The sequence below is a fragment of the Pseudomonas sp. Sample_10 genome (genome assembly GCF_004321495.1).
GTDB lineage: Bacteria > Pseudomonadota > Gammaproteobacteria > Pseudomonadales > Pseudomonadaceae > Aquipseudomonas.
In genome coordinates, this window is the sequence record NZ_RCOE01000150.1 from 1 (window position 1) to 23475 (window position 23475).

19 protein-coding genes and 1 pseudogene are annotated in these 23475 nt (G+C 60.3%); 10 read left to right on the forward strand and 10 right to left on the reverse strand.

Going from position 1 to position 23475, the window contains the following annotated elements; genetic code table 11:
- From D8U18_RS14060 to yccS, 7 genes are all read left to right on the forward strand, one after another.
- Nucleotides 1-262, forward strand: a 262-nt coding sequence (locus D8U18_RS14060) for a GMC oxidoreductase (protein ID WP_241664329.1), incomplete at its 5' end; no start/stop codon positions are given.
- 248 nt (nucleotides 263-510) lie between these two features.
- Nucleotides 511-1953 carry a TldD/PmbA family protein gene (locus tag D8U18_RS14065; protein WP_056853910.1) on the forward strand — a complete coding sequence of 481 codons (1443 nt, stop codon included), beginning with the start codon at nucleotides 511-513 and terminating at the stop codon, nucleotides 1951-1953.
- Nucleotides 1953-3290: a TldD/PmbA family protein gene (locus D8U18_RS14070; RefSeq protein WP_130931350.1), complete on the forward strand. Its 1338-nt coding sequence runs from the start codon at nucleotides 1953-1955 to the stop codon at nucleotides 3288-3290. The genes D8U18_RS14065 and D8U18_RS14070 overlap by 1 nt, the downstream gene beginning before the upstream one ends.
- Nucleotides 3291-3423: 133 nt before the next feature.
- Complete coding sequence (gene mdtD, locus D8U18_RS14080; RefSeq protein WP_131107833.1) at nucleotides 3424-4851, forward strand: multidrug transporter subunit MdtD; 1428 nt, start codon at nucleotides 3424-3426, stop codon at nucleotides 4849-4851.
- A gap of 57 nt (nucleotides 4852-4908) precedes the next feature.
- On the forward strand, nucleotides 4909-6294 hold the full coding sequence (gene dbpA / locus D8U18_RS14085) for an ATP-dependent RNA helicase DbpA (RefSeq protein WP_056853913.1): 1386 nt from the start codon (nucleotides 4909-4911) through the stop codon (nucleotides 6292-6294).
- Nucleotides 6295-6429: 135 nt separating this feature from the next.
- Nucleotides 6430-7608: an NAD(P)/FAD-dependent oxidoreductase gene (locus tag D8U18_RS14090; protein WP_130930449.1), complete on the forward strand. Its 1179-nt coding sequence runs from the start codon at nucleotides 6430-6432 to the stop codon at nucleotides 7606-7608.
- Nucleotides 7609-7872: 264 nt separating this feature from the next.
- Nucleotides 7873-10056, forward strand: coding sequence for a YccS family putative transporter (yccS, locus tag D8U18_RS14095; protein ID WP_056853915.1), 2184 nt, complete (start codon nucleotides 7873-7875; stop codon nucleotides 10054-10056).
- A gap of 132 nt (nucleotides 10057-10188) precedes the next feature.
- Here the strand turns inward: yccS and D8U18_RS14100 are convergent, their stop codons facing one another.
- Nucleotides 10189-10926: a transporter substrate-binding domain-containing protein gene (locus D8U18_RS14100; RefSeq protein ID WP_056853916.1), complete on the reverse strand. Its 738-nt coding sequence runs from the start codon at nucleotides 10924-10926 to the stop codon at nucleotides 10189-10191.
- A 256-nt stretch (nucleotides 10927-11182) separates the two neighbouring features.
- Here D8U18_RS14100 and D8U18_RS14105 point away from each other — a divergent pair, with 256 nt between their 5' ends.
- Entirely contained in the window at nucleotides 11183-11635 is a 453-nt protein-coding gene (locus tag D8U18_RS14105) for a GNAT family N-acetyltransferase (protein ID WP_130906015.1), read from the forward strand.
- A gap of 122 nt (nucleotides 11636-11757) precedes the next feature.
- On the opposite strand, the gene D8U18_RS14110 is transcribed toward D8U18_RS14105, so the two are convergent.
- Genes D8U18_RS14110 through D8U18_RS14120 form a run of 3 tightly spaced genes read right to left on the reverse strand, consistent with a single transcriptional unit; the run spans nucleotide 11758 to nucleotide 14741 of the window.
- The gene (locus D8U18_RS14110; protein ID WP_131107834.1) at nucleotides 11758-12084 is read right to left on the reverse strand and encodes a winged helix-turn-helix domain-containing protein; all 327 of its coding nucleotides are present in this window, start codon (nucleotides 12082-12084) and stop codon (nucleotides 11758-11760) included.
- Nucleotides 12081-12572: a M48 family metallopeptidase gene (locus tag D8U18_RS14115; protein ID WP_056853919.1), complete on the reverse strand. Its 492-nt coding sequence runs from the start codon at nucleotides 12570-12572 to the stop codon at nucleotides 12081-12083. Before D8U18_RS14115 ends, D8U18_RS14110 begins: the two co-directional genes overlap by 4 nt.
- A gap of 45 nt (nucleotides 12573-12617) precedes the next feature.
- Entirely contained in the window at nucleotides 12618-14741 is a 2124-nt protein-coding gene (locus D8U18_RS14120; RefSeq protein ID WP_131107835.1) for an EAL domain-containing protein, read from the reverse strand.
- 321 nt (nucleotides 14742-15062) lie between these two features.
- On the opposite strand from D8U18_RS14120, the gene D8U18_RS14125 reads away from it, so the two are divergent.
- On the forward strand, nucleotides 15063-15731 hold the full coding sequence (locus tag D8U18_RS14125; protein WP_056853921.1) for a polysaccharide lyase family 7 protein: 669 nt from the start codon (nucleotides 15063-15065) through the stop codon (nucleotides 15729-15731).
- 74 nt (nucleotides 15732-15805) lie between these two features.
- Here D8U18_RS14125 and fba read toward each other — a convergent pair whose 3' ends face one another.
- From fba to tkt, 6 genes and pseudogenes are all read right to left on the reverse strand, one after another.
- Complete coding sequence (fba, locus tag D8U18_RS14130; RefSeq protein ID WP_008081027.1) at nucleotides 15806-16870, reverse strand: class II fructose-bisphosphate aldolase; 1065 nt, start codon at nucleotides 16868-16870, stop codon at nucleotides 15806-15808.
- A 264-nt stretch (nucleotides 16871-17134) separates the two neighbouring features.
- Complete coding sequence (locus D8U18_RS14135; RefSeq protein WP_056853922.1) at nucleotides 17135-17467, reverse strand: MliC family protein; 333 nt, start codon at nucleotides 17465-17467, stop codon at nucleotides 17135-17137.
- 56 nt (nucleotides 17468-17523) lie between these two features.
- Complete coding sequence (locus tag D8U18_RS14140) at nucleotides 17524-17745, reverse strand: hypothetical protein (RefSeq protein ID WP_130907688.1); 222 nt, start codon at nucleotides 17743-17745, stop codon at nucleotides 17524-17526.
- Between the two features lie 35 nt (nucleotides 17746-17780).
- The gene (locus D8U18_RS14145; RefSeq protein ID WP_056853924.1) at nucleotides 17781-18944 is read right to left on the reverse strand and encodes a phosphoglycerate kinase; all 1164 of its coding nucleotides are present in this window, start codon (nucleotides 18942-18944) and stop codon (nucleotides 17781-17783) included.
- A 54-nt stretch (nucleotides 18945-18998) separates the two neighbouring features.
- Nucleotides 18999-20027: pseudogene (gene epd, locus D8U18_RS14150) on the reverse strand (erythrose-4-phosphate dehydrogenase); the annotation flags it as partial.
- A gap of 176 nt (nucleotides 20028-20203) precedes the next feature.
- Nucleotides 20204-22201, reverse strand: coding sequence for a transketolase (tkt, locus tag D8U18_RS14155; RefSeq protein WP_056853926.1), 1998 nt, complete (start codon nucleotides 22199-22201; stop codon nucleotides 20204-20206).
- Between the two features lie 273 nt (nucleotides 22202-22474).
- Here tkt and D8U18_RS14160 point away from each other — a divergent pair, with 273 nt between their 5' ends.
- On the forward strand, nucleotides 22475-23470 hold the full coding sequence (locus tag D8U18_RS14160) for a metalloregulator ArsR/SmtB family transcription factor (RefSeq protein WP_056853927.1): 996 nt from the start codon (nucleotides 22475-22477) through the stop codon (nucleotides 23468-23470).
- Nucleotides 23471-23475 lie beyond the last annotated feature (5 nt).

Sequence of the window (23475 nt, forward strand, 5' to 3'; positions counted from 1 at the left end):
CAAGATGGGCACCGACGAGATGGCCGTGGTCGATGGCGAAGGTCGTGTGCACGGCATGCAGAGCCTGCGCGTGGTCGATGCCTCGATCATGCCGATCATCACCACCGGCAACCTCAACGCGCCGACGATCATGATGGCCGAGAAAATCGCCGACAAGATCCGTGGCCGCAAGCCGTTGCCACGCAGCACTGCCACTTACTACGTGGCGGGTGATGCACCGGTGAAGGGCAAGCCGATGCGTGAAGTTACCCAGACCGCTTAAGACGCTCCACCGCACCCTGATCGTTCCCACGCTCTGCGTGGGAACGCAGCCCGGGACGCTCGGCGTCCCAAAGCGTGACGCGGAGCGTCACAAGAGGCGTTTCCACGCAGAGCGTGGGAACGATCATCAATCTGCTCCCTCCTTGATCCCACCCCCCGCACAGGCCTACTCTAGCGCCACGCAATCGCTTCACTCCTCCCCCCTCGCAACACCGCTTCGCCGTCACTCCATACCAAGGAGGTTCCCGAATGTTCGATTTCCAACCCCAGCTCATGCAGCGTTTTGCTGCGTTGCGCACGGGCGCTGAATTCTTTTCCCTGCGTTACGTGCGCGAGTCCGGCCAGTACCTGTCGGTACGCAAGAACGTCGCCGAGCCACCGAGCCTGAGCCGTGACGAAGGGGCGATGCTGACTGCCCGGGTCAATGGCGTCGAAGCCTACGCCGCGACCAATGACCTATCGCAACAAGGCCTGCAAGCCGCGCTCGAACGCGCCGAACAGCAGGCTCGCCGGCTCAAGCCTCATGCCTTGCTGGACCTGCGCGAACAAGGCGTTTCCAGCGACCGAGCCGATTACTTTTCACCGAACCTCGACCAGCCCTTCCCGTCCCTGAGTGACTGCTACGCATTGCTCAGCGCCGAATCCGCTTCCGTGCCCAAGGACGATCGCCTGGTGAACTGGCAGGTGAGCATCGGCATCACCAATGTCGAGCAGATTTACCTCAACAGTGCCGGCGCCGAACTGCGTCAGGCCCAGCGCTTCGTCTACCCCGGTCTTGATGTCACCGCCTACGACGGCAACGACAGCCAGACCCGAACGCTCGGCCGGGAAAACTTCGGCCAACAGGGCGGCTTTGATGTCATCAGCCGCTGCGGACTGATTGGCGCGGGGGTAAAAGTTGCCGATCAAGCCTTGCAGTTGCTGCTGGCGCCGAACACACCGCAAGGTCCGCGCGACCTGCTGCTGATGCCCGACCAGATGATGTTGCAGATCCACGAATCCATCGGCCACCCGCTGGAACTGGACCGTATTCTCGGCGACGAACGCAATTACGCCGGCACCAGTTTCGTCAAGGCTGAAGACTTCGGTCACCTGCAGTACGGCTCGAAGTTACTCAACGTGACCTTCGACCCGGACATCCCCGAGCAGCTCGCCAGCTACGGCCATGACGACGACGGCACGCCGGCCAGCAAACAATTCCTGATCCGCGAAGGCCGGTTGCTGCGCCCATTGGGCGGCGCGCTGTCGCAATTTCGCGCCGGCATGGACGGCGTCGCCAACAGCCGCGCCTGCGGCTGGAACCGTCCGCCGATCGATCGCATGGCCAACCTCAACATCGAACCGGGCGATCAGCCGCTGGAGCAACTGATCGGCGGCATCGAGCACGGCATTCTGATGAGCACCAACCGCTCATGGTCCATCGACGATGCGCGCAACAAATTCCAGTTCGGCTGCGAATGGGGCCAATTGATTGAAAACGGCGAACTCAAAGGCGTGGTGAAGAATCCCAATTACCGGGCGATCTCCGCGCAGTTCTGGAAGAGCCTCAGCGCCGTCGGCGATGCCAACACTGTCAAGGTCCTCGGCACGCCGAATTGCGGCAAGGGTGAACCGAATCAGGTGATCCGCGTCGGTCACGCTTCGCCGGCCTGCGTATTCAGCAACGTTGATGTATTTGGGGGGGACGCCTGATGAGCACTGCGAAATCTCAGGTCGAATCATTCAAGGCCCTGGTCGCCGGATTGCGCGCAGCCCTGCGCGAACCGGAACAGTTCACCCTCAGCTACGCCGCCGAGTCATCGGCCTTTGTGCGTTTCAACCACGCCAAGGTGCGGCAGGCCGGGCAAGTGCAGCAGGCGAGCATCGGTTTGAAGCTGATCAACGATGGCCGTCACGCCGACCTGCAAATCACCCTGGCGGACGATCCGGCAGTCGACCTTCAGCGTCTGACCGAAGGCCTGCAACAGCTGCGTGAAACCTTACCGCTGCTGCCCAAGGATCCGTACCTGCTGCTCAACTACAACGGCTGGCAAAGCAAGAACGTGCAGGAACAACCGTTGCCGGACACCGAGCAGGTGGTCGCCGAAATCACCCAAGCCGCTGAAGGCCTGGATCTGGTCGGTTTCTATGCCGCCGGGCCGATCAGCCGAGGCTTTGCCAGTTCCGCTGGCGCGTTCGGCTGGCATCAGGCCAACAGCTTCAACTTCGATTTCAGCCTGTTCCATGAAAACGGCCAGGCAGTGAAGGCCAGCTATGCCGGGCATCACTGGAGCAGCGAAGGTTTTGCCAAGCGTTTTCAGCTGGCTCGCGAACAACTTGAGTTTCTCGGGCGACCGCTGCGCACATTGGCGCCCGGTCAGTACCGCGCTTATCTCGCCCCCGCCGCGCTGGAAGAAATCATGGGCATGCTGTGCTGGGGCGGTTTTTCCGCGCAGTCGATTGCCAGCAAAAGCAGCCCATTGCAGAAGCTCTATGGCGGCGATCAACACTTCAGCCCGCTGGTCTCGCTGGAGGAAAAGGTCAGCGGTTCGCTGAGCCCGGCGTTCTCGGATGAAGGTTATCCGCGCAGCGATCTCAAATTGATCGTCGAGGGCCAGGCCGGCGCACAACTGGTCGGTTCACGCAGCGCCGCCGAATACGGCTTGACCGCCAACGGCGCCAGCGGCGGCGAATCGCCGAGTGCGTTGGATTTGAAGGCCGGTGATTTACCCGAAGCAGACGTACTCAAGCAGCTCGGTACCGGTTTGTACATCAGCAACCTGTGGTATCTGAACTTCTCGGATCAACCGGCGGCACGCCTGACCGGCATGACCCGCTTCGCGACCTTCTGGGTGGAGAACGGCGAGATACAGGCGCCGGTCAGCACCATGCGTTTCGATGACAGCGCTTTCAGCCTGCTCGGTTCGCAGCTGGAAACGCTGACCCGGGAGCGCGAGTTGCTGTTGTCGGCCAGTACCTACAGCCAGCGCGCGACGGCCTCGGCGTTGTTGCCGGGGGCGCTTGTCAGCCGGTTGACCTTGACCCTCTGAACCTGCTCGTTCCCACGCTCTGCGTGGGAATGCAGCCCGGGACGCTCCGCGTCCCAAAGCGTTACGCAGAGCGTCACAAGAGGCATTCCCACGCGGAGCGTGGGAACGATCATTACCGACAACCAGAGGTCCCATGCCCAACCGCCCGCCTCTCGATCCTGTCACCGCCCGCTGGGTGCCTTGGGTCGTCGCCATCGCGTTTTTCATGCAGTCCCTCGACGGGACGATCCTCAACACCGCCCTGCCAGCCATGGCCCGGGACCTGGCGGAAGATCCGCTGCGCATGCAAGGCGTGATCATTGCCTACATGCTCACCGTCGCATTGCTCATCCCCGCCTCGGGCTGGATCGCCGACCGCTTCGGCACCCGGAAAATCTTCTTCAGCGCGATTCTGCTGTTCAGCCTCGGCTCGCTGCTCTGCGCATTGTCGACCAGCCTGACCCAGTTGATCGGCGCCCGGATCATCCAGGGCCTGGGCGGCGCTCTGATGCTGCCGGTCGGGCGGCTGGTGGTGCTGCGCGCTTACCCGCGTTCGGAACTGGTGCGGATCATGGGCTTCATCACCATTCCCGGCCTGCTCGGCCCGCTGATCGGCCCGACCATGGGCGGCTGGATGGTGCAGTTTTTGACCTGGCACTGGATCTTCCTGATCAACCTGCCGGTGGGCTTGGTTGGTTGCTACGCCGTGTGGAAATTCATCCCTGACCTGCGCGGCTCCGAGCGTACGCGCTTCGATAGCCTGGGGTTCTTGCTGTTCGGTGCGGCGATGATCCTGATCACCATCGCCATGGAAGGCCTGGGCGAACTGCACCTGCCGCACCTGCGGGTGATGTTGCTGTTGTTCGCCGGCATGGCGTGCCTGGCGGCGTATTGGCTGCGCGCCGGGCATATCGAGAATCCACTGTTTGCGCCATCGCTGTTCAAGACCCGGACCTTCGCCGTCGGTATCCTCGGCAACCTGTTCGCTCGCCTGGGTAGTGGCGCGCTGCCGTTCCTGGTGCCTTTGCTGCTGCAAGTGGCGTTGGGGTATTCGCCGTCCCAGGCCGGGATGAGCATGCTGCCGCTGGCAGCGGCGGCAATGATCGCCAAGTGGGTGGCGCGGCCGCTGATTGAACGTCTGGGCTACCGCATCGTGCTGACCGGCAACACCCTGGCACTGGGCATCATGTTGGCGAGCATGGGCCTGGTCAGCGAACAGACGCCGTATTGGCTGCTGCTGTGCCTGCTGGCGATCCTTGGCGCGATCAACTCTTTGCAGTTCACGGCGATGAACACCGTGACGTTGATCGACCTCGACGACGCCAGCGCCAGCAGCGGCAACAGTCTGCTATCGGTGGTCGCGCAATTGTCCCTGAGCCTGGGCGTGGCCTGTGCCGGTGCGTTGCTCGGCGGGTTTAGCGCGCAAATCGGAAAAGATGGCGTGGACACGGTTCTGGGCGCGTTCCAGCTCACATTCGTGACGGTGGGAATCATGGCCATGCTGGCGGCTACGATCTTCTCCCAACTCTCGAGAGAAGACGGACGGCGAGTCAAACGTCCGGAAGAACACATCGAGCCTTAGGGCTAAAGGCCATCGGACTGGTACACTGCGCGACATTTTGTTTTGCAGGCCAGTCCCGTGACCACCATCGCCACCGAATTTAATACTTTGCCGCTGTCCGCCGCCATGCTGGCTAACCTCGACTCCCTCGGTTATGCCCAGATGACGCCGATCCAGGCGCAAAGCTTGCCGGTGATCCTCAAGGGAATGGACCTGATCGCCCAGGCCAAGACCGGCAGCGGCAAAACCGCAGCCTTTGGTATCGGCCTGCTGAACCCGATCAATCCGCGCTACTTCGGCTGCCAGGCACTGATCCTGTGCCCGACCCGCGAGCTGGCCGACCAGGTCGCCAAGGAAATCCGTCGCCTGGCCCGTGCCGAAGACAACATCAAGGTCCTGACCTTGTGCGGCGGCGTATCCCTCGGCCCGCAGATCGCTTCGCTGGAACACGGCGCGCACATCATCGTCGGCACGCCGGGGCGCATCCAGCAGCACCTGCGCAAGGGTTCGCTGGTCCTGCACGGCCTGAACACGCTGATTCTCGACGAAGCCGACCGCATGCTCGACATGGGTTTCTACGACTCCATCGAAGAAATCATCATGCAGGCCCCGGAGCGCCGCCAGACCCTGCTGTTCTCCGCCACGTACCCGGTGGGCATCAAGCAGCTGGCCTCGAAGTTCATGCGCAACCCGCAGCAAGTGAAAGCCGAGGCGTTCCACGACGACACGCAGATCGAGCAGCGCTTCTACGAAATCTCTCCGGAAGAGCGCATGAGCGCCGTGACCAAGGTCCTCGGCCACTTCCGCCCGGCGTCCTGCGTCGCTTTCTGCTTCACCAAACAGCAGGTGCAGGAAACCGTCGACCACCTGACTGCCAAAGGCATTTCCGCGGTCGGCCTGCACGGCGACCTGGAACAGCGTGACCGCGATCAGGTGCTGGCCATGTTCGCCAACCGCAGCACCTCGGTACTGGTGGCCACCGATGTCGCGGCCCGCGGCCTTGATATCGATTCCCTGGACATGGTGATCAACGTCGAGCTGGCCCGCGATTCGGAAATCCACATCCACCGCGTCGGCCGTACCGGTCGTGCCGGTGAGAAAGGCATCGCGATCAGCCTGGTGGCGCCGTCCGAAGCCCAGCGTGCGCAGGCGATCGAACAGTTGCAGAAATCGCCGCTGACCTGGGATCAGGTGGACAACCTGACCAATCAGGGCGGCGGTCCGTTGCTGCCGCAGATGAGCACCCTGTGCATCGGTGCTGGCCGCAAAGACAAGGTTCGGCCAGGCGACATTCTCGGCGCACTGACCGGTGATGCCGGCATCCCGGGCGCGCAGGTCGGCAAGATCGCGATTTTTGACTTCCAGGCTTACGTGGCCGTGGAACGCGGGATCGCCAAGCAGGCCTTGCAGCGCTTGAACGACGGCAAGATCAAAGGCCGCTCGCTGCGCGTGCGTATCCTGTGACCCTGATCATTCCCACGCTCCGCGTGGGAATGCATCCCGTGACGCTGCGCGTCACATGACGGCGGACGCAGAGCGTCCATGGCGGCATTCCCACGCAGAGCGTGGGAATGCTCGAGAACAGTTGAGGACACCGTTTTGCGCTCTACCGAAGTCGTGATCATTGGCGCTGGCGCCGCAGGGTTGATGTGTGCGCTGACCGCCGCCGGGCGCGGGCGCAAGGTGTTGTTGCTTGACCATGCCAACAAGGCCGGCAAGAAAATCCTGATGTCGGGCGGTGGCCGCTGCAATTTCACCAACATGTACACCGAGCCGAGCAATTTCCTGTCGCAGAACGCGCATTTCTGCAAATCGGCGCTCGCCCGCTATACCCAATGGGATTTCATCGGCATGGTTGCCAAGCACGGCGTGCCGTATCACGAGAAAAAACTCGGTCAGTTGTTCTGCGACAACAAGTCCAGCGACATCCTGCAGATGCTGCTCGACGAGTGCGATCAGGTTGGTGTCAGCCTGCACCTGGACACGTCGATCCAGAGCATCGAGAAACTCGAGAAGGGCTATTTGCTCGACACCACCCTCGGTCAGGTGACCTGCGAATCGCTGGTGATCGCCACGGGCGGCCTGTCGATCCCAACCCTGGGCGCCACCGGTTTCGGCTACCAGGTGGCCAGGCAATTCGGCCACGAACTGCTGCCCACCCGCGCCGGCCTGGTCCCGTTCACCATCACCGATCAACTCAAGGAATTGTGCAGCGAACTGTCCGGTACCTCGGTGGATTGCCTGGTGAGCTGCAACGACCAAAGCTTTCGCGAGAACATTCTGTTCACTCACCGCGGCCTCAGTGGTCCGGCGATTTTGCAGATTTCTTCGTTCTGGGAATCCGGCGATACGGTCGAGATCAACCTGATGCCCGACCATGACGCAGCGCACTGGTTGCAACAGCAACAGGCCGAACGTCCCAACAGCGAGCTGAAAACCCTGCTCGGGGAAATCTTCACCAAGAAGATGGCCAACCTGTTGGCGGACAACTGGTTCGTCTCCAAACCGATGAAGCAGTACACCCACGCAGAAATCGCCGCCATCGCCGAAAAACTGGCGAGCTGGAAAGTCGTACCTGCCGGCACCGAAGGCTATCGCACCGCCGAAGTGACGCTCGGTGGCGTGAATACCAACGAAGTGTCGTCCAAGACCATGGAATCGCTGAAAAGCCCGGGCCTGTATTTCATTGGCGAAGTGCTGGACGTGACCGGGCATCTGGGCGGCTTCAACTTCCAGTGGGCGTGGGCTTCCGGCTACGCGGCCGCACAGTACGCCTGACGACCGTCTTTCAAATGTGAAGCACCATCCCTGTGGGAGCTGGCTTGCCAGCGATGAGGCCAGTACATCCGACATCTTTATTGACTGTCAGTCCGCTATCGCTGGCAAGCCAGCTCCCACAGGGTTCCTTGTTGACTTTAAAGAATGCGCTCGGCGGAGGATCTCAAAGGAACAAATTTTGCTGCCCAATGTGATCGGCGCCATTGCGTCGGCGTCATTAGTGGCTCAATTTAGCGTCATTGCCTCGGAAGGCCTTCGCACTTCATGTCATCGACTTCATTCCGTCAGTCTCTGCGTCGCCTTTGGGCGCTGGATAAATTCAGTTACAGCGTGCGGGTGTTCATCGCCCTGACCGGTACCATGGCGCTGTGTTGGTATCAGGATGAAATGGGGCTGCTGATCCCGTTGTTCCTCGGGATTATCGCCAGCGCCCTGGCTGAAACCGATGACAGTTGGCAGGGCCGTCTCAACGCCTTGGCGGTGACGCTGGTATGTTTCGCCGTTGCCGCGCTGTCCGTCGAACTGCTCTTCCCCTACCCCTACCTCTTCATCATCGCCTTTGCGCTCGCCGCGTTCTGCCTGACCATGCTCGGCGCGCTGGGCGAACGCTATGGCGCGATTGCCTCGGCGACGCTGATCCTGTCGGTTTACACCATGATCGGCGTGGATCAGCGCGGTGGCGCGGTCACCGATTTCTGGCACGAGCCACTGCTGTTGGTGGCCGGTGCGGCCTGGTACGGCGTGCTGTCGGTGTTGTGGCAGGCGTTGTTTTCCAACCAGCCAGTACAGCAGAGCCTGGCACGGTTGTTCCGCGAACTGGGCTTCTACCTGAAGCTGAAATCCTCGCTGTTCGAGCCGATCCGGCAGATGGACGTGGAAGCCCGTCGCCTGGAACTGGCGCAACAGAACGGTCGCGTGGTCGCCGCACTCAACGCCGCCAAGGAAATCATCCTGCACCGGGTCGGCAACGGTCGGCCGGGCTCGAAAGTCAGCCGTTACCTGAAGCTGTACTTCCTCGCCCAGGACATCCACGAACGCGCCAGTTCTTCGCACTACCCTTACAACGCCCTGGCCGATGCGTTTTTCCACAGTGACGTGCTGTTTCGCTGTCAGCGCCTGCTGCGCCAGCAAGGCAAGGCCTGCCGGGCTTTGGCCGAATCGATCCAGATGCGTCAGCCGTTCACCTATGACGCCAGTTTCGCCGAAGCGCTGAGCGACCTGCACGCCTCTCTCGAACATTTGCGCATCCAGAGCAACCCGGCGTGGCGCGGGTTGCTGCGCTCATTGCGGGCGTTGGCGGCGAACCTTGGCACCCTCGATCGTTTGTTGAGCGACGCCAGTAACCCCGACGCGCTGGCGGACGCCACGGACAGCAGCCTGCTCGACCGCTCGCCGCGCAACTTGAAGGATGTGTGGGTTCGATTGCGCACGCAGCTGACGCCGACTTCGCTGCTGTTCCGCCATGCCCTGCGCTTGCCCCTGGCCTTGAGCATCGGCTACGCGATGGTGCATTTGATCCATCCGTCCCAGGGCTACTGGATCATCCTGACGACCCTGTTTGTTTGCCAGCCTAACTACGGCGCCACCCGCCGCAAGCTCGGCCAACGGATCATTGGTACCGCCATCGGCCTGACCCTGGCCTGGGCGCTGTTCGACCTGTTCCCGAACCCGCTGATCCAGTCCTGCTTCGCCATCGCCGCCGGGATCGTGTTCTTTACCAACCGCACCACCCGCTACACCCTGGCGACAGCGGCGATCACCTTGATGATCCTGTTCTGCTTCAACCAAGTGGGCGACGGCTACGGACTGTTCCTGCCACGACTGTTCGATACCTTGCTGGGCAGTCTGATCGCCGGGCTGGCGGTGTTCCTGTTCCTGCCGGACTGGCAGGGTCGACGCTTGAACAAAGTGCTGGCCAACACCCTGACCTGCAACAGCATTTACCTGCGCCAGATCATGCAGCAATACGCCGCCGGCAAAAGCGACGACCTGGCTTATCGCCTGGCCCGGCGCAACGCGCACAACGCAGACGCAGCGCTGTCGACCACCCTGGCCAACATGCTGATGGAGCCTGGGCATTTTCGTAAGGAAGCGGATGTGGGTTTCCGTTTTCTGGTGTTGTCGCACACCTTGCTCAGTTATCTGTCTGGTCTGGGTGCGCACCGTGAAACCCAGTTACCGGCGGATGTGCGCGAACAACTGATCGAAGGCGCCGGTGTGAAACTGGCTGCCAGCATCGACGAAATCGCCCAGGGCCTGGCGAGCAAATCCGCCATTGCGATTCAGAGCGACGAGGAAGAGGCGCTGGCCAATGAACTCGAACAGATGCCCGATGAAATCGATGAAGGCCAACGGCTGGTGCAGACGCAACTGGCATTGATCTGCCGGCAACTGGGGCCGCTGCGTACGTTGGCGGCGCATTTGATCAAGGATACGAGCGAAGACTGAGATTTGCGGTGGCTAGTCGGGCCTCATCGCTGGCAAGCCAGCTCCCACAGGGAATTGAGTCAGGCACTGATCTGTGTAAACCATCAAACACTGTGGGAGCTGGCTTGCCAGCGATGAGGCCGTCAGCCCCACCTACATCCCGTGCTGCCTGAGCAATCGCTCGTAACTCCCGTCCGCCTTCATCGCCGCAATCGCCCGATCGAAGCCTGCGACGATCTGTTCATTGCGTGGATTCTTCAGGCTGACCAGGATGTGCAGGCCATTCTCGCTCAGTGGCTTGGGCAGAAACTCCACGGCGTTGCGCACTTTGACGGGCTCACGAGCCAAGTAGTACCGCGCGACGTATTCGTCTTCCAGGGTCAGCTTGACCCTGTCGGCGGCAACCATTCGCACGGCCATCGCGAAACTGTGCACCGGGATCTTTTGCAGGGACTGGTCTTCGTCGAACGCTGGTGAATAGGCATAACCTCGCACCACGGCTATCGGATAGCTGTGCAGTTGCTGCAAATTGCTGTATTCGATGGGCGCATCTTTGCGCTTGAGAAAACGGATGCGATTGACCAGATACTCACCGGAAAACTTGCCCAGTTTCGTCCGCTCATCGGTGTACCAGGCATTGACCAGCACATCGTATCGGCCCTCGCTCACGCCCAGCAATGCGCGCGCCCAAGGCACCTGCTCGAATTCACTGGCATAACCAGCCCGCGCCAGTGCGGTGCTGACAATGTCGGTGGCCAACCCGCCGTTGACCAATGTTGCGTCGGTAAACGGCGGCCACGCATCAGCCACCAGCCGCAGCTTCTCTGCTGCCGCACTTTGCGTCAGCAACAGCAATCCGATCAAAGCAAAGGCTCGATGCAATCGCGGCATGCTAGAAAATCCTTAGCGGGCGGCTACCCGACGTGTTTTCAGCCAAAACCCAAGACCCGGTACCCGCACCAACAGGCACTAAAACGGTAGCTCATTCAAGCCACTGCGCATCGCTTGATCCCAGATTACACAAAGAAGACAACCCCGCGAAAAATGAATGATGGCATTTTGGTCTTTGTCACAGATTTCTCTGCCATAAAGACATCCATCGTCTGGACGCTTAGTATCGGGGGAGACGTTTTCAGGGAATCAGAACATGACAATCGATTGGGTCTGCAAACACCATAGCGATCTGGGCAAAGAACAGCTGTACGCCATTTTGCAGTTGCGCAGCGAAGTGTTCGTCGTTGAACAGAAGTGCATTTATCAGGACATCGATGGCCAGGATCTGGAAGGTGATACCTGCCATGTGATGGCGTGGGACGGGGATCGACTGGTGGCGTACCTGCGCTTGCTCGATCCTGAACTACAGGGCGGCGACGTGGTGATCGGACGCGTGATCATCGCGCCCCAGGCTCGCGGCACCGGGCTCGGCCATGAGCTGATGGCTCAGGCATTGAAACAGACGCAAAAACGCTGGCCGGATATGCCGGTGTATCTCTCGGCGCAGGCGCATTTGCAGGGTTATTACGGGCGGTACGGATTTGTGGTGGCAGGAGAGGAGTATGTCGAGGATGGCATTCCACATATCGGCATGCGTCGCTCCTGAGAGCCCTATCGCTGGCAAGCCAGCTCCCACAGTGATTGCCGGTGCATCGCAAATTTGCAGTCCGCCTCGGAACCTGTGCGAGCGGGTTTGCCCGCGATAGCGTCAGCACTGCAGCGAAAATCTCAGGGATACTCCAATACGTTTTTTATCTGCCGCAAATTTCGCTCGATCCACCCCCGATCAATCGCGCCCCAATCGCGAATCCGGTAACGGCCGGCATGATTGCGTGCGCCTTCTTCCTGCTCGAATTCGCAAACGATATCCAGGTCCGCCAGCGCTGCGATGGTGTCCTGCGCGGTGCGTCGGGGCATACCGGTGATATCGGTCAGCGCCGGAACACTGGTGGCCAGGCCGCTGTCGATCAGGTACGCCACGTACAAGCGGCGGTAAAAGCTGCTCTTGGTCTTGCTAACGTCCGTCACGCTTGCTCCTTTTTGTAGATCTTTCATTGCATGTCGCGCCACGTCAGGTACACCCGCACATCGAACTCCACCTGGTGATACCCCGGTAGCATGTGTTCGCACAGCTTGTAGAACGCCTTGTTGTGATCGGACTCTTTGAAGTGCGCCAACTCGTGAACCACGATCATTTTCAGAAACTCCGAAGGCGCTTCCTTGAATAGCGAGGCGATGCGGATTTCCTTCTTCGCCTTGAGCTTGCCGCCTTGCACCCGGGAGATCGTAGTGTGCAGTCCGAGGGCACGATGCGTCAGGTCCAGCCGATTGTCGAACAACACCTTGTCGATGGCCGGAGCGTTGCGCAGGTATTGCTGCTTGAGATCCAGTGCGTAGGTGTAAAGCGCCTTGTCGCTCTGCACACCGTGCGTGTCCGGATAACGTTTGCTCAGGTACTCGCCCAGGCGACCGTCGGCGATCAGTTGGCGCACCTGGTCCTGCAAGGAAGCGGGATACGCCTGGAGGTATTTCAAAGCAGTCATCGCAACGGCAACACAGATCGTGAACAGGTCGCCAGTGTAGCGAATTCAAATGAGCAACGCGCTCCAGTCGAACGGTTGCGCAAAGTGGCCAGTGTCTTCTGCCATCATCGGACGCGCCACCAGAAAGCCCTGCACATACTCGCAGCCATTGGCTTGCAGCCATTGGAACTGGGCAACGGTTTCAACCCCCTCGGCGATCACCAGCATGCCGTACTGTTTGCACAAGCCGATCACGTTGCGCACCAGCACCGCGTCCCGCGCCGACCCGGGCAGGCGAGCGATCAGATGGCGATCAAGCTTGAGCGTGTCCAGTTCCAGGTCACGTAAGTGGGCCATCGAACAAGGGCCAGAACCGAAATCATCCAGCGCCACCCTGACCCCCAGATTACGCAGCAAGCGTAGCTGTTTGCGGGTTTCCTCCGGGTTGTGCGTCAGGGCTTCTTCCGTCACTTCGACTTCCAGCTGGCGCGGCTGCAAGCCGTGCCGCTCCAACACCTGACGCAACTCAGTCACCAGGTTGGGCATGGCAAACTGCGTTCTGCTCAAACTGATACCCAGTATCAGATCTTCGGCAAACAAGATTTCCCAGGCTTTGCGCTGTTCGGCGCCGCGTTGGTAAATCCAGCTGCCCAGGCGGCTGATCAACCGCGCCTCTTCCAGCAATGGCAGAAACAGCCCCGGCGGTACGTCCCCGACACTCGGATGCTGCCAGCGCAAGAGTGCTTCAAAGCCGCGAATGCGCCCGTCGCAGATGGCCACCTGCGGTTGGTAGACCAGGTTGAAATCACGACTCTCGATAGCGTCACGTACGCTTTCTTCAAGCATCAAGCGCGAACGCGCCCGGCCATTCATCTCATGATCGTAAAAACGATACTGCTGACGACCGGCACGCTTGGCCTCGTACATCGCGATGTCCGAGGCTCGCAGCAAACCGTCCAGGTTGGCACCGCAATCGGGAAACGTGGCAATGCCGATGCTCACGCCCAAAGCGATATCCAGACCGTCGATCTGCTGACAGATCGACACGCGCTCAATCAGCTTTTCGGCGATCTTGGCCGCCTGTTCGGGAAACTCCAGATCGAGCAATGCCGTGAATTCATCGCCGCCCATGCGCGCCAGAATGTCAAAGGAGCGCAAGCAGGCCTTCAACTGCTCGGATACCCAGCGCAACACCCGATCACCGGCATCGTGGCCGAGGGAGTCATTGACGCGTTTGAATCCGTCGAGATCGAGGTACATCAGGACCCAGGCACTGTCGGGTCGCTCGCCACGCAACAGGAGGTTTTCCACGGTCTGGTAAAAACCCCGGCGGTTGAGCAATCCCGTTAGCGGATCGGTCACCGCCTGGTATTCCAGTTGCTGGTGCAGGTGGCGCACCACAGACATGTCCAGCACGGTGACCACCATCGCACGCTGCTCGGCAGGCAAGGGTGCGCAGGACAATGCCACTGGCACCTGCTGCCCCGGCGCGGTCCGCAGCAATGCGTCGTGCAGGCGCAATGTTTCACCGCGTTTGAAGCCGGCCAGCAAGTCCGAGTCGGCCCATACAGGAATGTGTGGCTTTTGCAGGAAATCCAGAAACTCCTTGCCTTGCAACTCTTGCACGGTGGCACTGAGCAGACGCGACATTGCCGGGTTGGCGAAGCGGATCAGACCGTCCTCGTTCACCACCAGAATGCCTTCGGCAGCGTTGTCCAGCACCGAGGCATTGAAGGCGCGAGCGACCTCCAGATCGTGGCTCAGGCGCTGCAAGGCGCGGCGATTGCGCTGGTGCTCCAGCAACGCCTGGACCTTGGGCTTGAGAATCTGCGGGTCGAACGGTTTGAACAGGTAATCCACGGCGCCACTGGCATAACCCTTGATTACGGCGTCCTGGGACTGTTCGTTGGCGGTCAGGAAAATGATCGGCGTCAACCGTGTCCGTTGGCTGCCGCGCATCAGGCGCGCGACTTCGAACCCGTCCATGCCCGGCATCTGCACATCGAGCAGCACCAGGTCGACATCATGCTCAAGCAGCAGGCCGAGAGCCTCGAACCCTGAGGCAGCGGTGATGACCTGCCAGTCCTGGCGTTGCAACAACGCGCGCATGCTGATCAGGTTTTCAGGGTAATCGTCGACGATTAAAAGTGTTGAGTTGCCTTCAGCTGGCGGGGGGTGCACGCATTCCATGCTGCTTCTCTATTTTCTGGACGTCAGGCCGGTTTTTTGTGAAAACCGGACAAATACTGTGCCTTCACTCTAGACCGGGATCAACTAAATCAGAAGCTGTCAGTACGCCATCATCTAACTAAAGGGTTAATTCGCCGACTAACGGTCGTGCGTGAAGGCGGCTAAAACCGGGAAAGATGGCGTTTTGACAGGATTTTGACGTCATCCATCTGTCAGTCCACCATTAACAAACATCTCACCTACGATTATAAAGATCGCCCTCCGAGGCGCGTACTAGAGCTTCTGGCACGCCCGTGCAGCTAAATCTGTGGAAGCATTTTTATGATCGACCTCGCAACCTGGAACCTCAGCGTTCCCGTCGGCAGCCCGCCGTACACTGTTGAAACGTCCAAACTGGTAGACGGCTTCAAGGATCAATACTTCCACTCCGACACCGGCACCCTGTTCTTCTGGTCGCCCGTGACCGGCTCCAAAACCGAAAACGCCATCTACCCGCGCACCGAGCTGCGCGAAACCTACAGCAACGGTACGCTGCGCAATTGGTATTACCCGGATGCCGACAACCTGCTGCGTGCCACCCTGACGGTGCACCAGGTGCCGAGCTCCGGCAAAATCGTCATCGGGCAGATTCACGCGTACAAGAGCCAGAGACCAATGGTCAAACTCGAGTACCAGTACAAGACCAGCAGCGAAACCGGCAACCTCGTCATCAAGGTCAGAATGCACCCCGACGACGCCGAGAGTCGCGTCATCACCCTCGCCACCGGCATCAAGCTTGATCGTGAATTCAACTACCTCATCCACCTGAGCCCCGGCGGCGCGCTGGGCGTCAGTGGCGCAGGTTACCAGTGGGACACCAATATCAGCGCCAGCTGGCGCGACAAACCGCTGTACTTCAAGGCCGGGGTTTATGTGCAGGACAACACCGGGTACACCACTGAAGGCGGGAAAGTGACTTTCAGCAAGCTGGATATCGATCACGACCAATAAACAGCAAAAGATTGCAGCCATAAAAAAACCCGCATGTTCATGCGGGTTTTTCTTGCGACTCGAACGCTGAAGGCTTAGTTGACCTTGGCGTTCAACTCACCTTTGAGGTAACGCTGGTACATCGCTTCCAGAGAGATCGGCTTGATCTTCGAAGCGTTGCCCGCGGTGCCGAAGGCTTCGTAGCGAGCGATGCACACGTCGCGCATTGCGGTCACGGTAGCACCGAAGAATTTACGCGGGTCGAACTCGCTCGGGTTGGTGGCCATCAGGCGACGCATGGCGCCGGTGGATGCCAGACGCAGGTCGGTGTCGATATTGACCTTGCGTACGCCGTGCTTGATGCCTTCGACGATCTCTTCAACCGGTACGCCGTAGGTTTCTTTGATGTCGCCGCCGTACTGGTTGATGATCGCCAGCCACTCTTGCGGAACCGAAGACGAGCCGTGCATCACCAGGTGAGTGTTTGGAATGCGCTTGTGGATCTCTTTGATGCGGTCGATCGCCAATACGTCGCCGGTAGGCGGCTTGGTGAACTTGTAGGCGCCGTGGCTGGTGCCGATGGCGATGGCCAGGGCATCGACCTGGGTACGCTTGACGAAATCAGCGGCTTCTTCCGGGTCGGTCAGCATCTGGCTGTGGTCCAAAACGCCTTCGGCACCGATACCGTCTTCTTCACCCGCCATGCCGGTTTCCAGCGAGCCCAGGCAGCCCAGCTCGCCTTCTACCGATACGCCGCAGGCGTGAGCCATGGCTACGGTTTGCTGGGTAACGCGGACGTTGTAGTCGTAGTCGGTCGGGGTCTTGCCGTCTTCGCCCAGGGAACCGTCCATCATGACCGAGCTGAAGCCCAGCTGAATGGAACGCTGGCAGACGTCAGGGCTGGTGCCGTGGTCCTGGTGCATGCACACCGGGATGTGCGGGAATTCTTCGATGGCCGCCAGGATCAGGTGACGCAGGAACGGCGCGCCGGCGTATTTGCGAGCACCGGCCGAGGCCTGGACGATCACCGGGGAGTCAGTCTTGTCAGCGGCTTCCATGATGGCGCGCATCTGCTCAAGGTTGTTGACGTTGAAGGCTGGAACGCCGTAGCCGAACTCGGCTGCGTGGTCCAGCATCTGGCGCATGCTGATAAGTGCCATTGTGTGTGTCTCTCCCGGTTGAGGGTCGTTAATCGTGCCAGCCTGCCGTAGCGGCGGCGGCTATTCAAGTTATTGCAGATCGGGGGTTGGTCCGGCCTGCCAATTCGGTGTTACCAAAATCTCAAAAACTACAAAGACCCTGTGGCGAGCGAGCTTGCTCGCGCTCGGCTGCGAAGCAGTCGTAATCCGGCTATCTGATCGGGAACGCTTCGCGCTCCAGCGGGAGCAAGCTCCCTCGCCACAAAAGCCCAGCGGGCGGCATTTTCATTGCGCTTTACAGCCACGCCCAATCAAATCATTGGTGGCGACCCAGTAAACCAGGCCTTCCTCACCTTTTATGTGAAACGCCAGCATGTTGTCGCTGTACAGCGAGCCCGAAGCGCCCGGCTCTTGCTTGAGGCGATAGACCTGATCGGCGCCGCCCAGGCGGACATCGACTTGCGTACGACTGTCGTCGGTATAACGCCAGAGCACTTTGGCCTGGCTGTCGCAGGTCCAGGTGGTCCAGTTATCCGCCGGGGCGGACGACTGGAACGGGTTCATGTTGGCGCACCCGGCCAGCAGTGCCAGCGCCGTAATGGCGATAAAACCTTTCATCCGTGTTCCTCGACCGGCAGCGCACGCCACCGGCCCTGAGTAAAGAGTCAGACCCGTCAAGGGCAACCATGTTCCTTGGCGGGGGTCTGTGACTCGTATTTGTCCAGGCCTTCAGGCCCGGAACGCTTGTTGAGCACCGGATTGGTTTCTGCCTGCCAGTCAGCCTGGTAGCAGCCGCTCCGGGGTGCAGACGGCGCAGGCTCCGGAGTTGCCTTGGGGGTGCTCCCACAAGCCACCAGCGAACCCGCGACGATCAACAGCGCTAACGTCCTGACCATAAAAACACTCCCTTGCCTGGCCAAACGGGGCGGCCTCAGGCCTTGGCCCGGGTTTCCAGGACTTCAACGGCTGGCAACACCTTGCCTTCGACGAATTCGAGGAACGCGCCGCCGCCGGTAGAAATGTAGGAGATTTGCTCGGCAACGCCATATTTGTCGATGGCTGCCAGGGTGTCGCCGCCGCCTGCAATGGAGAATGCCGCGCTGTCGGCGATGGCTTGGGCCAGCACTTTGGTGCCGTTACCGAACTGGTCGAATTCGAACACGCCGACCGGGCCGTTCCACAGGATGGTTTTCGACGACTTCAGCAGTTCGGCGAAGTTGGCCGCGGTTTGCGGGCCGATGTCGAGAATCATGTCGTCGGCAGCAACGTCAGCGATCAGCTTGACGGTAGCGGCAGCGCTTTCAGCGAATTCCTTGGCAACCACCACGTCTACCGGCAACGGAACGCTGACTTTGGCGGCGATGGCGCGCGCGGTGTCCAGCAGGTCCGGCTCGTACAGCGATTTGCCAACCGGGTGACCGGCAGCGGCCAGGAAGGTGTTGGCAATGCCGCCGCCGACGATCAGTTGATCGCAGATCTGGCTCAGGCTGTTGAGCACGTCGAGTTTGGTCGAGACCTTGGAGCCGGCAACGATGGCCGCCATCGGTTGGGCCGGGGCGCCAAGGGCCTTGCCCAGTGCGTCCAGTTCAGCGGCCAGCAGCGGGCCGGCAGCGGCGACTTTGGCGAACTTGGCCACGCCGTGGGTCGAACCCTCGGCGCGGTGAGCAGTGCCGAAGGCGTCCATGACAAATACGTCGCACAGTGCGGCGTATTGCCGGGCCAATTCGTCAGCGTTCTTTTTCTCGCCCTTGTTGAAACGTACGTTTTCAAACAGCACGATGTCGCCGGCCTTGACGTCGACGCCACCCAGGTAATCAGCCACCAGCGGCACTTCGCGGCCCAAAGCCTTGCTCAGGTAGTCGGCGACTGGCTTGAGGCTGTTCTCGGCCGAGAACTCGCCTTCGGTCGGACGGCCAAGGTGCGAGCAGACCATCACGGCCGCGCCTTTTTCCAGAGCCAGCTTGATGGTCGGCAGCGAAGCCAGGATTCGCGCATCGCTGGTGACAACACCGTCCTTGACTGGGACGTTGAGGTCTTCGCGAATCAGTACGCGCTTACCTTGCAGATCGAGGTCGGACATCTTCAACACGGTCATGGGTCGCATTCCTGGAGTTTCTGTTTTAGAGAGCAGTTTTTTCGAAGCGGCTGTTTGCAGATAGTGTTCTGCAACGTCCAGCATTCGGTTGGCAAAACCCCATTCGTTGTCGAACCAGGCCAGGATGTTCACCAGCCGGGGGCCGGAAACACGGGTCTGACTGGCATCGACGATCGCCGAATGTGGGTCATGGTTGAAATCACAACTGGCGTGGGGCAACTCGGTGTAAGCCAGAAGGCCTTTGAGCGGGCCGCTGGTGGCAGCCTCGCGCAGGATCCGGTTGACCTCGATGGCGTCCGTGTCGCTTACCGTCTGCATCGTAATGTCGAGGCAAGACACGTTAACCGTCGGCACACGTACGGCTTTGGCCTGAATTCGCCCGGCAAGTTCCGGCAGCAGGCGTTCGATGCCGCGTGCCAGACCAGTGGACACCGGGATCACCGACTGAAACGCCGAACGGGTGCGGCGCAGGTCTTCGTGGTGATAGGCATCGATGACTGGCTGATCGTTCATGGCCGAGTGGATCGTGGTGATCGACACGTACTCCAGACCAAGCGCCTGATCCAGCAGGCGCAACAGCGGCACTCCGCAATTGGTGGTGCAGGACGCGTTGGACACCAGCAGTTCATCGCCGCTCAGGCAATCCTGGTTCACGCCGTAGACGATGGTGGCGTCGACATCGGCCTCGCTGGCCATCGGCTGGGAAAACAGCACCCGTGGCGCACCGGCGTTGAGAAAACGCTGGCCGTCTTCGCGGGTGTGGTACGCGCCGGAGCACTCCAGCACCAGATCGACGCCCAACGACGCCCAATCGATGCCTTCGGGTGTGGCACTGCGCAGGACCTTCACGCAGTCGCCATTGATATGCAGACAATCGCCGTCGACCTTCACCTCACCGGGAAAACGCCCGTGGGTGGAGTCGAAGCGTGTCAGGTATTCGATGCTGGCCATGTCGGCCAGATCGTTGATCGCGACAATTTCAAACCCGGCCTTTTCGCCTCGCTCGAACAACGCACGCAAGACGCAACGACCAATCCGGCCGTAGCCGTTGAGTGCAACTTTGTAGGGACGCGGTTGAGGCATGGGGTTCTCTATTACCGTGGTGAATCCGATAGTGAAGCATCGCCTGAACTATCGCTATCGCGGGCAAGCCCGCTCCCACAGGTTTTTCTGGTGCTCACAAAATCTGTGTTCACTGGAAATTCCTGTGGGAGCTGGCTTGCCAGCGATGGCGTCAGATCAGACGCACATCTTCTGGATCAGTCTTCCAGCAGCTCTTCAGCCTGACCCAGGATGTTTTCCAGGGTGAAGCCGAACTCTTCGAACAAGGCAGGCGCAGGCGCCGACTCGCCGTAGGTGGTCATGCCGATTACGCGACCTTCCAGGCCCACGTACTTGTACCAGTAGTCCGCATGAGCGGCTTCGATGGCGATACGGGCGCTGACCTGCAACGGCAGGACCGATTGCTTGTAGCCGGCATCCTGGGCATCGAACACGCTGGTGCACGGCATGGACACCACACGCACCTTGCGACCTTGCTCGGTCAGCTTGTCGAAAGCCTGAACAGCCAGGCCGACTTCCGAACCGGTGGCGATCAGGATCAGCTCAGGCTCGCCGGCGCAGTCCTTCAAAACATAACCACCACGGCTGATGTCGGCGATCTGCAGCGCGTTGCGGGTTTGGTGCTGCAGGTTCTGACGCGAGAAGATCAGGGCCGAAGGACCGTCCTTGCGTTCCAGTGCGTACTTCCAGCTGACTGCCGATTCAACGGCATCGGCCGGACGCCAGGTATCGAGGTTCGGCGTGCAGCGCAGGCTGGCCAGTTGCTCGATTGGCTGGTGAGTCGGGCCGTCTTCGCCCAGACCGATGGAGTCGTGGGTGTAGACGTGGATCACGCGCTGTTTCATCAAGGCCGACATGCGCACGGCATTGCGGGCGTATTCCATGAACATCAGGAAGGTCGCGCCGTAAGGCACCAGACCGCCGTGCAAGGCAACGCCGTTCATGATCGCGGTCATGCCGAATTCACGCACGCCGTAGTACATGTAGTTGCCGCTGGCGTCTTCGGCGGTGACGCCTTTGCAGCCTTTCCACAGGGTCAGGTTCGAACCGGCCAGGTCAGCCGAACCGCCGAGGAACTCAGGCAGCAGCGGACCGAACGCGTTCAGGGCGTTCTGGCTGGCCTTGCGGCTGGCGATGGTTTCGCCTTTGGCCGCGACTTCGGCGATGTAGGCGTCGGCCTTCTCGGAGAAGTCGGCCGGCAGTTCGCCGCTCAGACGACGCACCAGTTCATTGGCTTCGCTCGGGAATGCGGCGGAGTAGGCAGCGAAACGCTGATCCCAGTCAGCCTCGACCGCGAGGCCGGCTTCCTTGGCATCCCACTCGGCATAAATGTCAGCCGGAATTTCGAACGGACCGTGGTTCCACTTCAGCGCAGCGCGGGTCAGGGCAATTTCCGCGTCACCCAACGGGGCGCCGTGGCAGTCTTCCTTGCCTTGCTTGTTCGGCGAACCGAAGCCGATGGTGGTCTTGCAGCAGATCAGGGTCGGTTGCTCGCTCTTGCGGGCCGTCTCGATCGCGATCTTGATTTCTTCCGGATCATGACCGTCGACGTTGCGGATCACTTGCCAGTTGTAGGACTCGAAGCGCTTCGGCGTGTCATCGGTGAACCAGCCTTCGACTTCACCGTCGATGGAGATGCCGTTGTCATCGTAGAAGGCGATCAGCTTGCCCAGGCCCAGCGTGCCGGCCAGAGAGGCGACTTCGTGGGAAATGCCTTCCATCATGCAGCCATCACCCAGGAACACGTAGGTGTGGTGATCGACGATATTGTGGCCAGGACGGTTGAACTGCGCCGCCAGGACTTTTTCTGCCAGGGCAAAACCCACGGCATTGGCCAGGCCTTGGCCAAGAGGACCGGTAGTGGTTTCAACGCCCGGGGTGTAGCCCAGCTCCGGATGACCCGGGGTGCGGCTGTGCAGCTGACGGAACTGCTTGAGGTCTTCGATCGACAGGTCGTAGCCGGTCAGGTGCAGCAAGGAATAGATCAGCATCGAGCCGTGGCCGTTGGACAGCACGAAGCGGTCACGGTCAGCGAACGATGGGTTGCCTGGGTTGTGCTTGAGGTAGTCGCGCCAAAGCACTTCGGCGATATCTGCCATACCCATCGGGGCACCGGGATGGCCGCTGTTGGCTTTTTGCACGGCATCCATGCTGAGGGCACGAATGGCGTTGGCACGCTCACGACGGCTAGGCATCGCTGTTCTCCTGCGGGTTCTGAAACGAGAGTGATAAAAATGAAACGGAAAAAAGGCGAGCATTTTCCCTCACCCGGACGCCTCGGGGCAATGACAGATAGTCATCTGGGGGCGTTTTTCCAATCGATATCGACGGATTCGGTGGGTGAAACCTTTCCGCCATTCGTTTGTTGACTGACGCTAACGTTAAGAAGTGCCATCTATCGTGCAATATCAAAACTTTTTGATATTGCCCTTGCGGTGCTTCCTGTGCGTGACTAGACTGCCGGCCTTATGAATCTACGCATGCCTTCCATTCGCCACGACGATTGCGATGAACTGGCGGCCCTGTGCAAGGCCGGCGGCGATCCTCTGCGGCTGAATGTTTTACGTGCATTGGCCAACGATTCTTTTGGCGTGCTGGAACTGGCGCAAATCTTCGGCATTGGCCAGTCGGGCATGAGTCACCACCTCAAGGTATTGGCCCAGGCCGACCTGGTGGCAACTCGCCGCGAAGGCAACGCGATCTTCTACCGTCGCGCCCTGCCCCACAGCGACTTGCTGGGCGGCAAATTGCACGCAGCCTTGCTCGAAGAAGTGGATGACTTGAGCTTGCCGGTCGAAGTGCAGGCACGGATCGCCCAGGTCCATGGGCAACGTGCCGCGGCCAGCCAGGATTTTTTCTCGCGGGTCGCGGAGAAATTTCGCGCCCAGCAAGACTTGATCGCCGGCCTGCCGCAATACCGCGATAGCGTGGTGGCGCTGCTCGACAAGCTGGGTTTCAGTGAAGGCAGTACAGCCATCGAAGTCGGCCCGGGCGACGGTTCATTTCTACCGGAGCTGGCGGGGCGCTTCTCTCAGGTCACCGCTGTGGATAACAGCCCGGCGATGCTTGAACTGGCGCGCCAGGTCTGTGAGCGCGAAACGCTGACCAACGTCAGCCTGCAACTGGCCGATGCCTTGAACGGCGTCAGCCTCAAGGCTGATTGCGTTGTATTGAACATGGTGCTGCACCATTTCGCCGCACCGGCCGATGCGCTCAAGCACATGGCCAATCTGCTGCAACCAGGCGGCAGCCTGTTAGTGACCGAGTTATGTAGCCACAACCAGAGTTGGGCCAAGGAGGCCTGCGGTGATCTCTGGCTGGGGTTTGAACAGGATGATCTGGCCCGTTGGGCCACCGCTGCGGGACTCGTTCCCGGGGAAAGCCTGTACATAGGCTTACGTAATGGTTTCCAGATTCAGGTCCGACACTTTCAACGGCCGCCTGGCGACACTCACCATCGGTAAACTCA

What these genes read in the sequence shown, in the direction of transcription:
- fba (WP_008081027.1), bottom strand. Translation starts at nt 16,870, where the DNA reads ATGGCACTTATCAGCATGCGCCAGATGCTGGACCACGCAGCCGAGTTC.
- tkt (WP_056853926.1), bottom strand. Translation starts at nt 22,201, where the DNA reads ATGCCTAGCCGTCGTGAGCGTGCCAACGCCATTCGTGCCCTCAGCATG.
- D8U18_RS14160 (WP_056853927.1), top strand. Translation starts at nt 22,475, where the DNA reads ATGAATCTACGCATGCCTTCCATTCGCCACGACGATTGCGATGAACTG.
- mdtD (WP_131107833.1), top strand. Translation starts at nt 3,424, where the DNA reads ATGCCCAACCGCCCGCCTCTCGATCCTGTCACCGCCCGCTGGGTGCCT.
- D8U18_RS14100 (WP_056853916.1), bottom strand. Translation starts at nt 10,926, where the DNA reads ATGCCGCGATTGCATCGAGCCTTTGCTTTGATCGGATTGCTGTTGCTG.
- D8U18_RS14145 (WP_056853924.1), bottom strand. Translation starts at nt 18,944, where the DNA reads ATGACCGTGTTGAAGATGTCCGACCTCGATCTGCAAGGTAAGCGCGTA.
- D8U18_RS14115 (WP_056853919.1), bottom strand. Translation starts at nt 12,572, where the DNA reads ATGACTGCTTTGAAATACCTCCAGGCGTATCCCGCTTCCTTGCAGGAC.
- D8U18_RS14125 (WP_056853921.1), top strand. Translation starts at nt 15,063, where the DNA reads ATGATCGACCTCGCAACCTGGAACCTCAGCGTTCCCGTCGGCAGCCCG.
- D8U18_RS14140 (WP_130907688.1), bottom strand. Translation starts at nt 17,745, where the DNA reads ATGGTCAGGACGTTAGCGCTGTTGATCGTCGCGGGTTCGCTGGTGGCT.
- D8U18_RS14105 (WP_130906015.1), top strand. Translation starts at nt 11,183, where the DNA reads ATGACAATCGATTGGGTCTGCAAACACCATAGCGATCTGGGCAAAGAA.
- D8U18_RS14110 (WP_131107834.1), bottom strand. Translation starts at nt 12,084, where the DNA reads ATGAAAGATCTACAAAAAGGAGCAAGCGTGACGGACGTTAGCAAGACC.
- D8U18_RS14065 (WP_056853910.1), top strand. Translation starts at nt 511, where the DNA reads ATGTTCGATTTCCAACCCCAGCTCATGCAGCGTTTTGCTGCGTTGCGC.
- D8U18_RS14120 (WP_131107835.1), bottom strand. Translation starts at nt 14,741, where the DNA reads ATGGAATGCGTGCACCCCCCGCCAGCTGAAGGCAACTCAACACTTTTA.
- D8U18_RS14070 (WP_130931350.1), top strand. Translation starts at nt 1,953, where the DNA reads ATGAGCACTGCGAAATCTCAGGTCGAATCATTCAAGGCCCTGGTCGCC.
- yccS (WP_056853915.1), top strand. Translation starts at nt 7,873, where the DNA reads ATGTCATCGACTTCATTCCGTCAGTCTCTGCGTCGCCTTTGGGCGCTG.
- D8U18_RS14135 (WP_056853922.1), bottom strand. Translation starts at nt 17,467, where the DNA reads ATGAAAGGTTTTATCGCCATTACGGCGCTGGCACTGCTGGCCGGGTGC.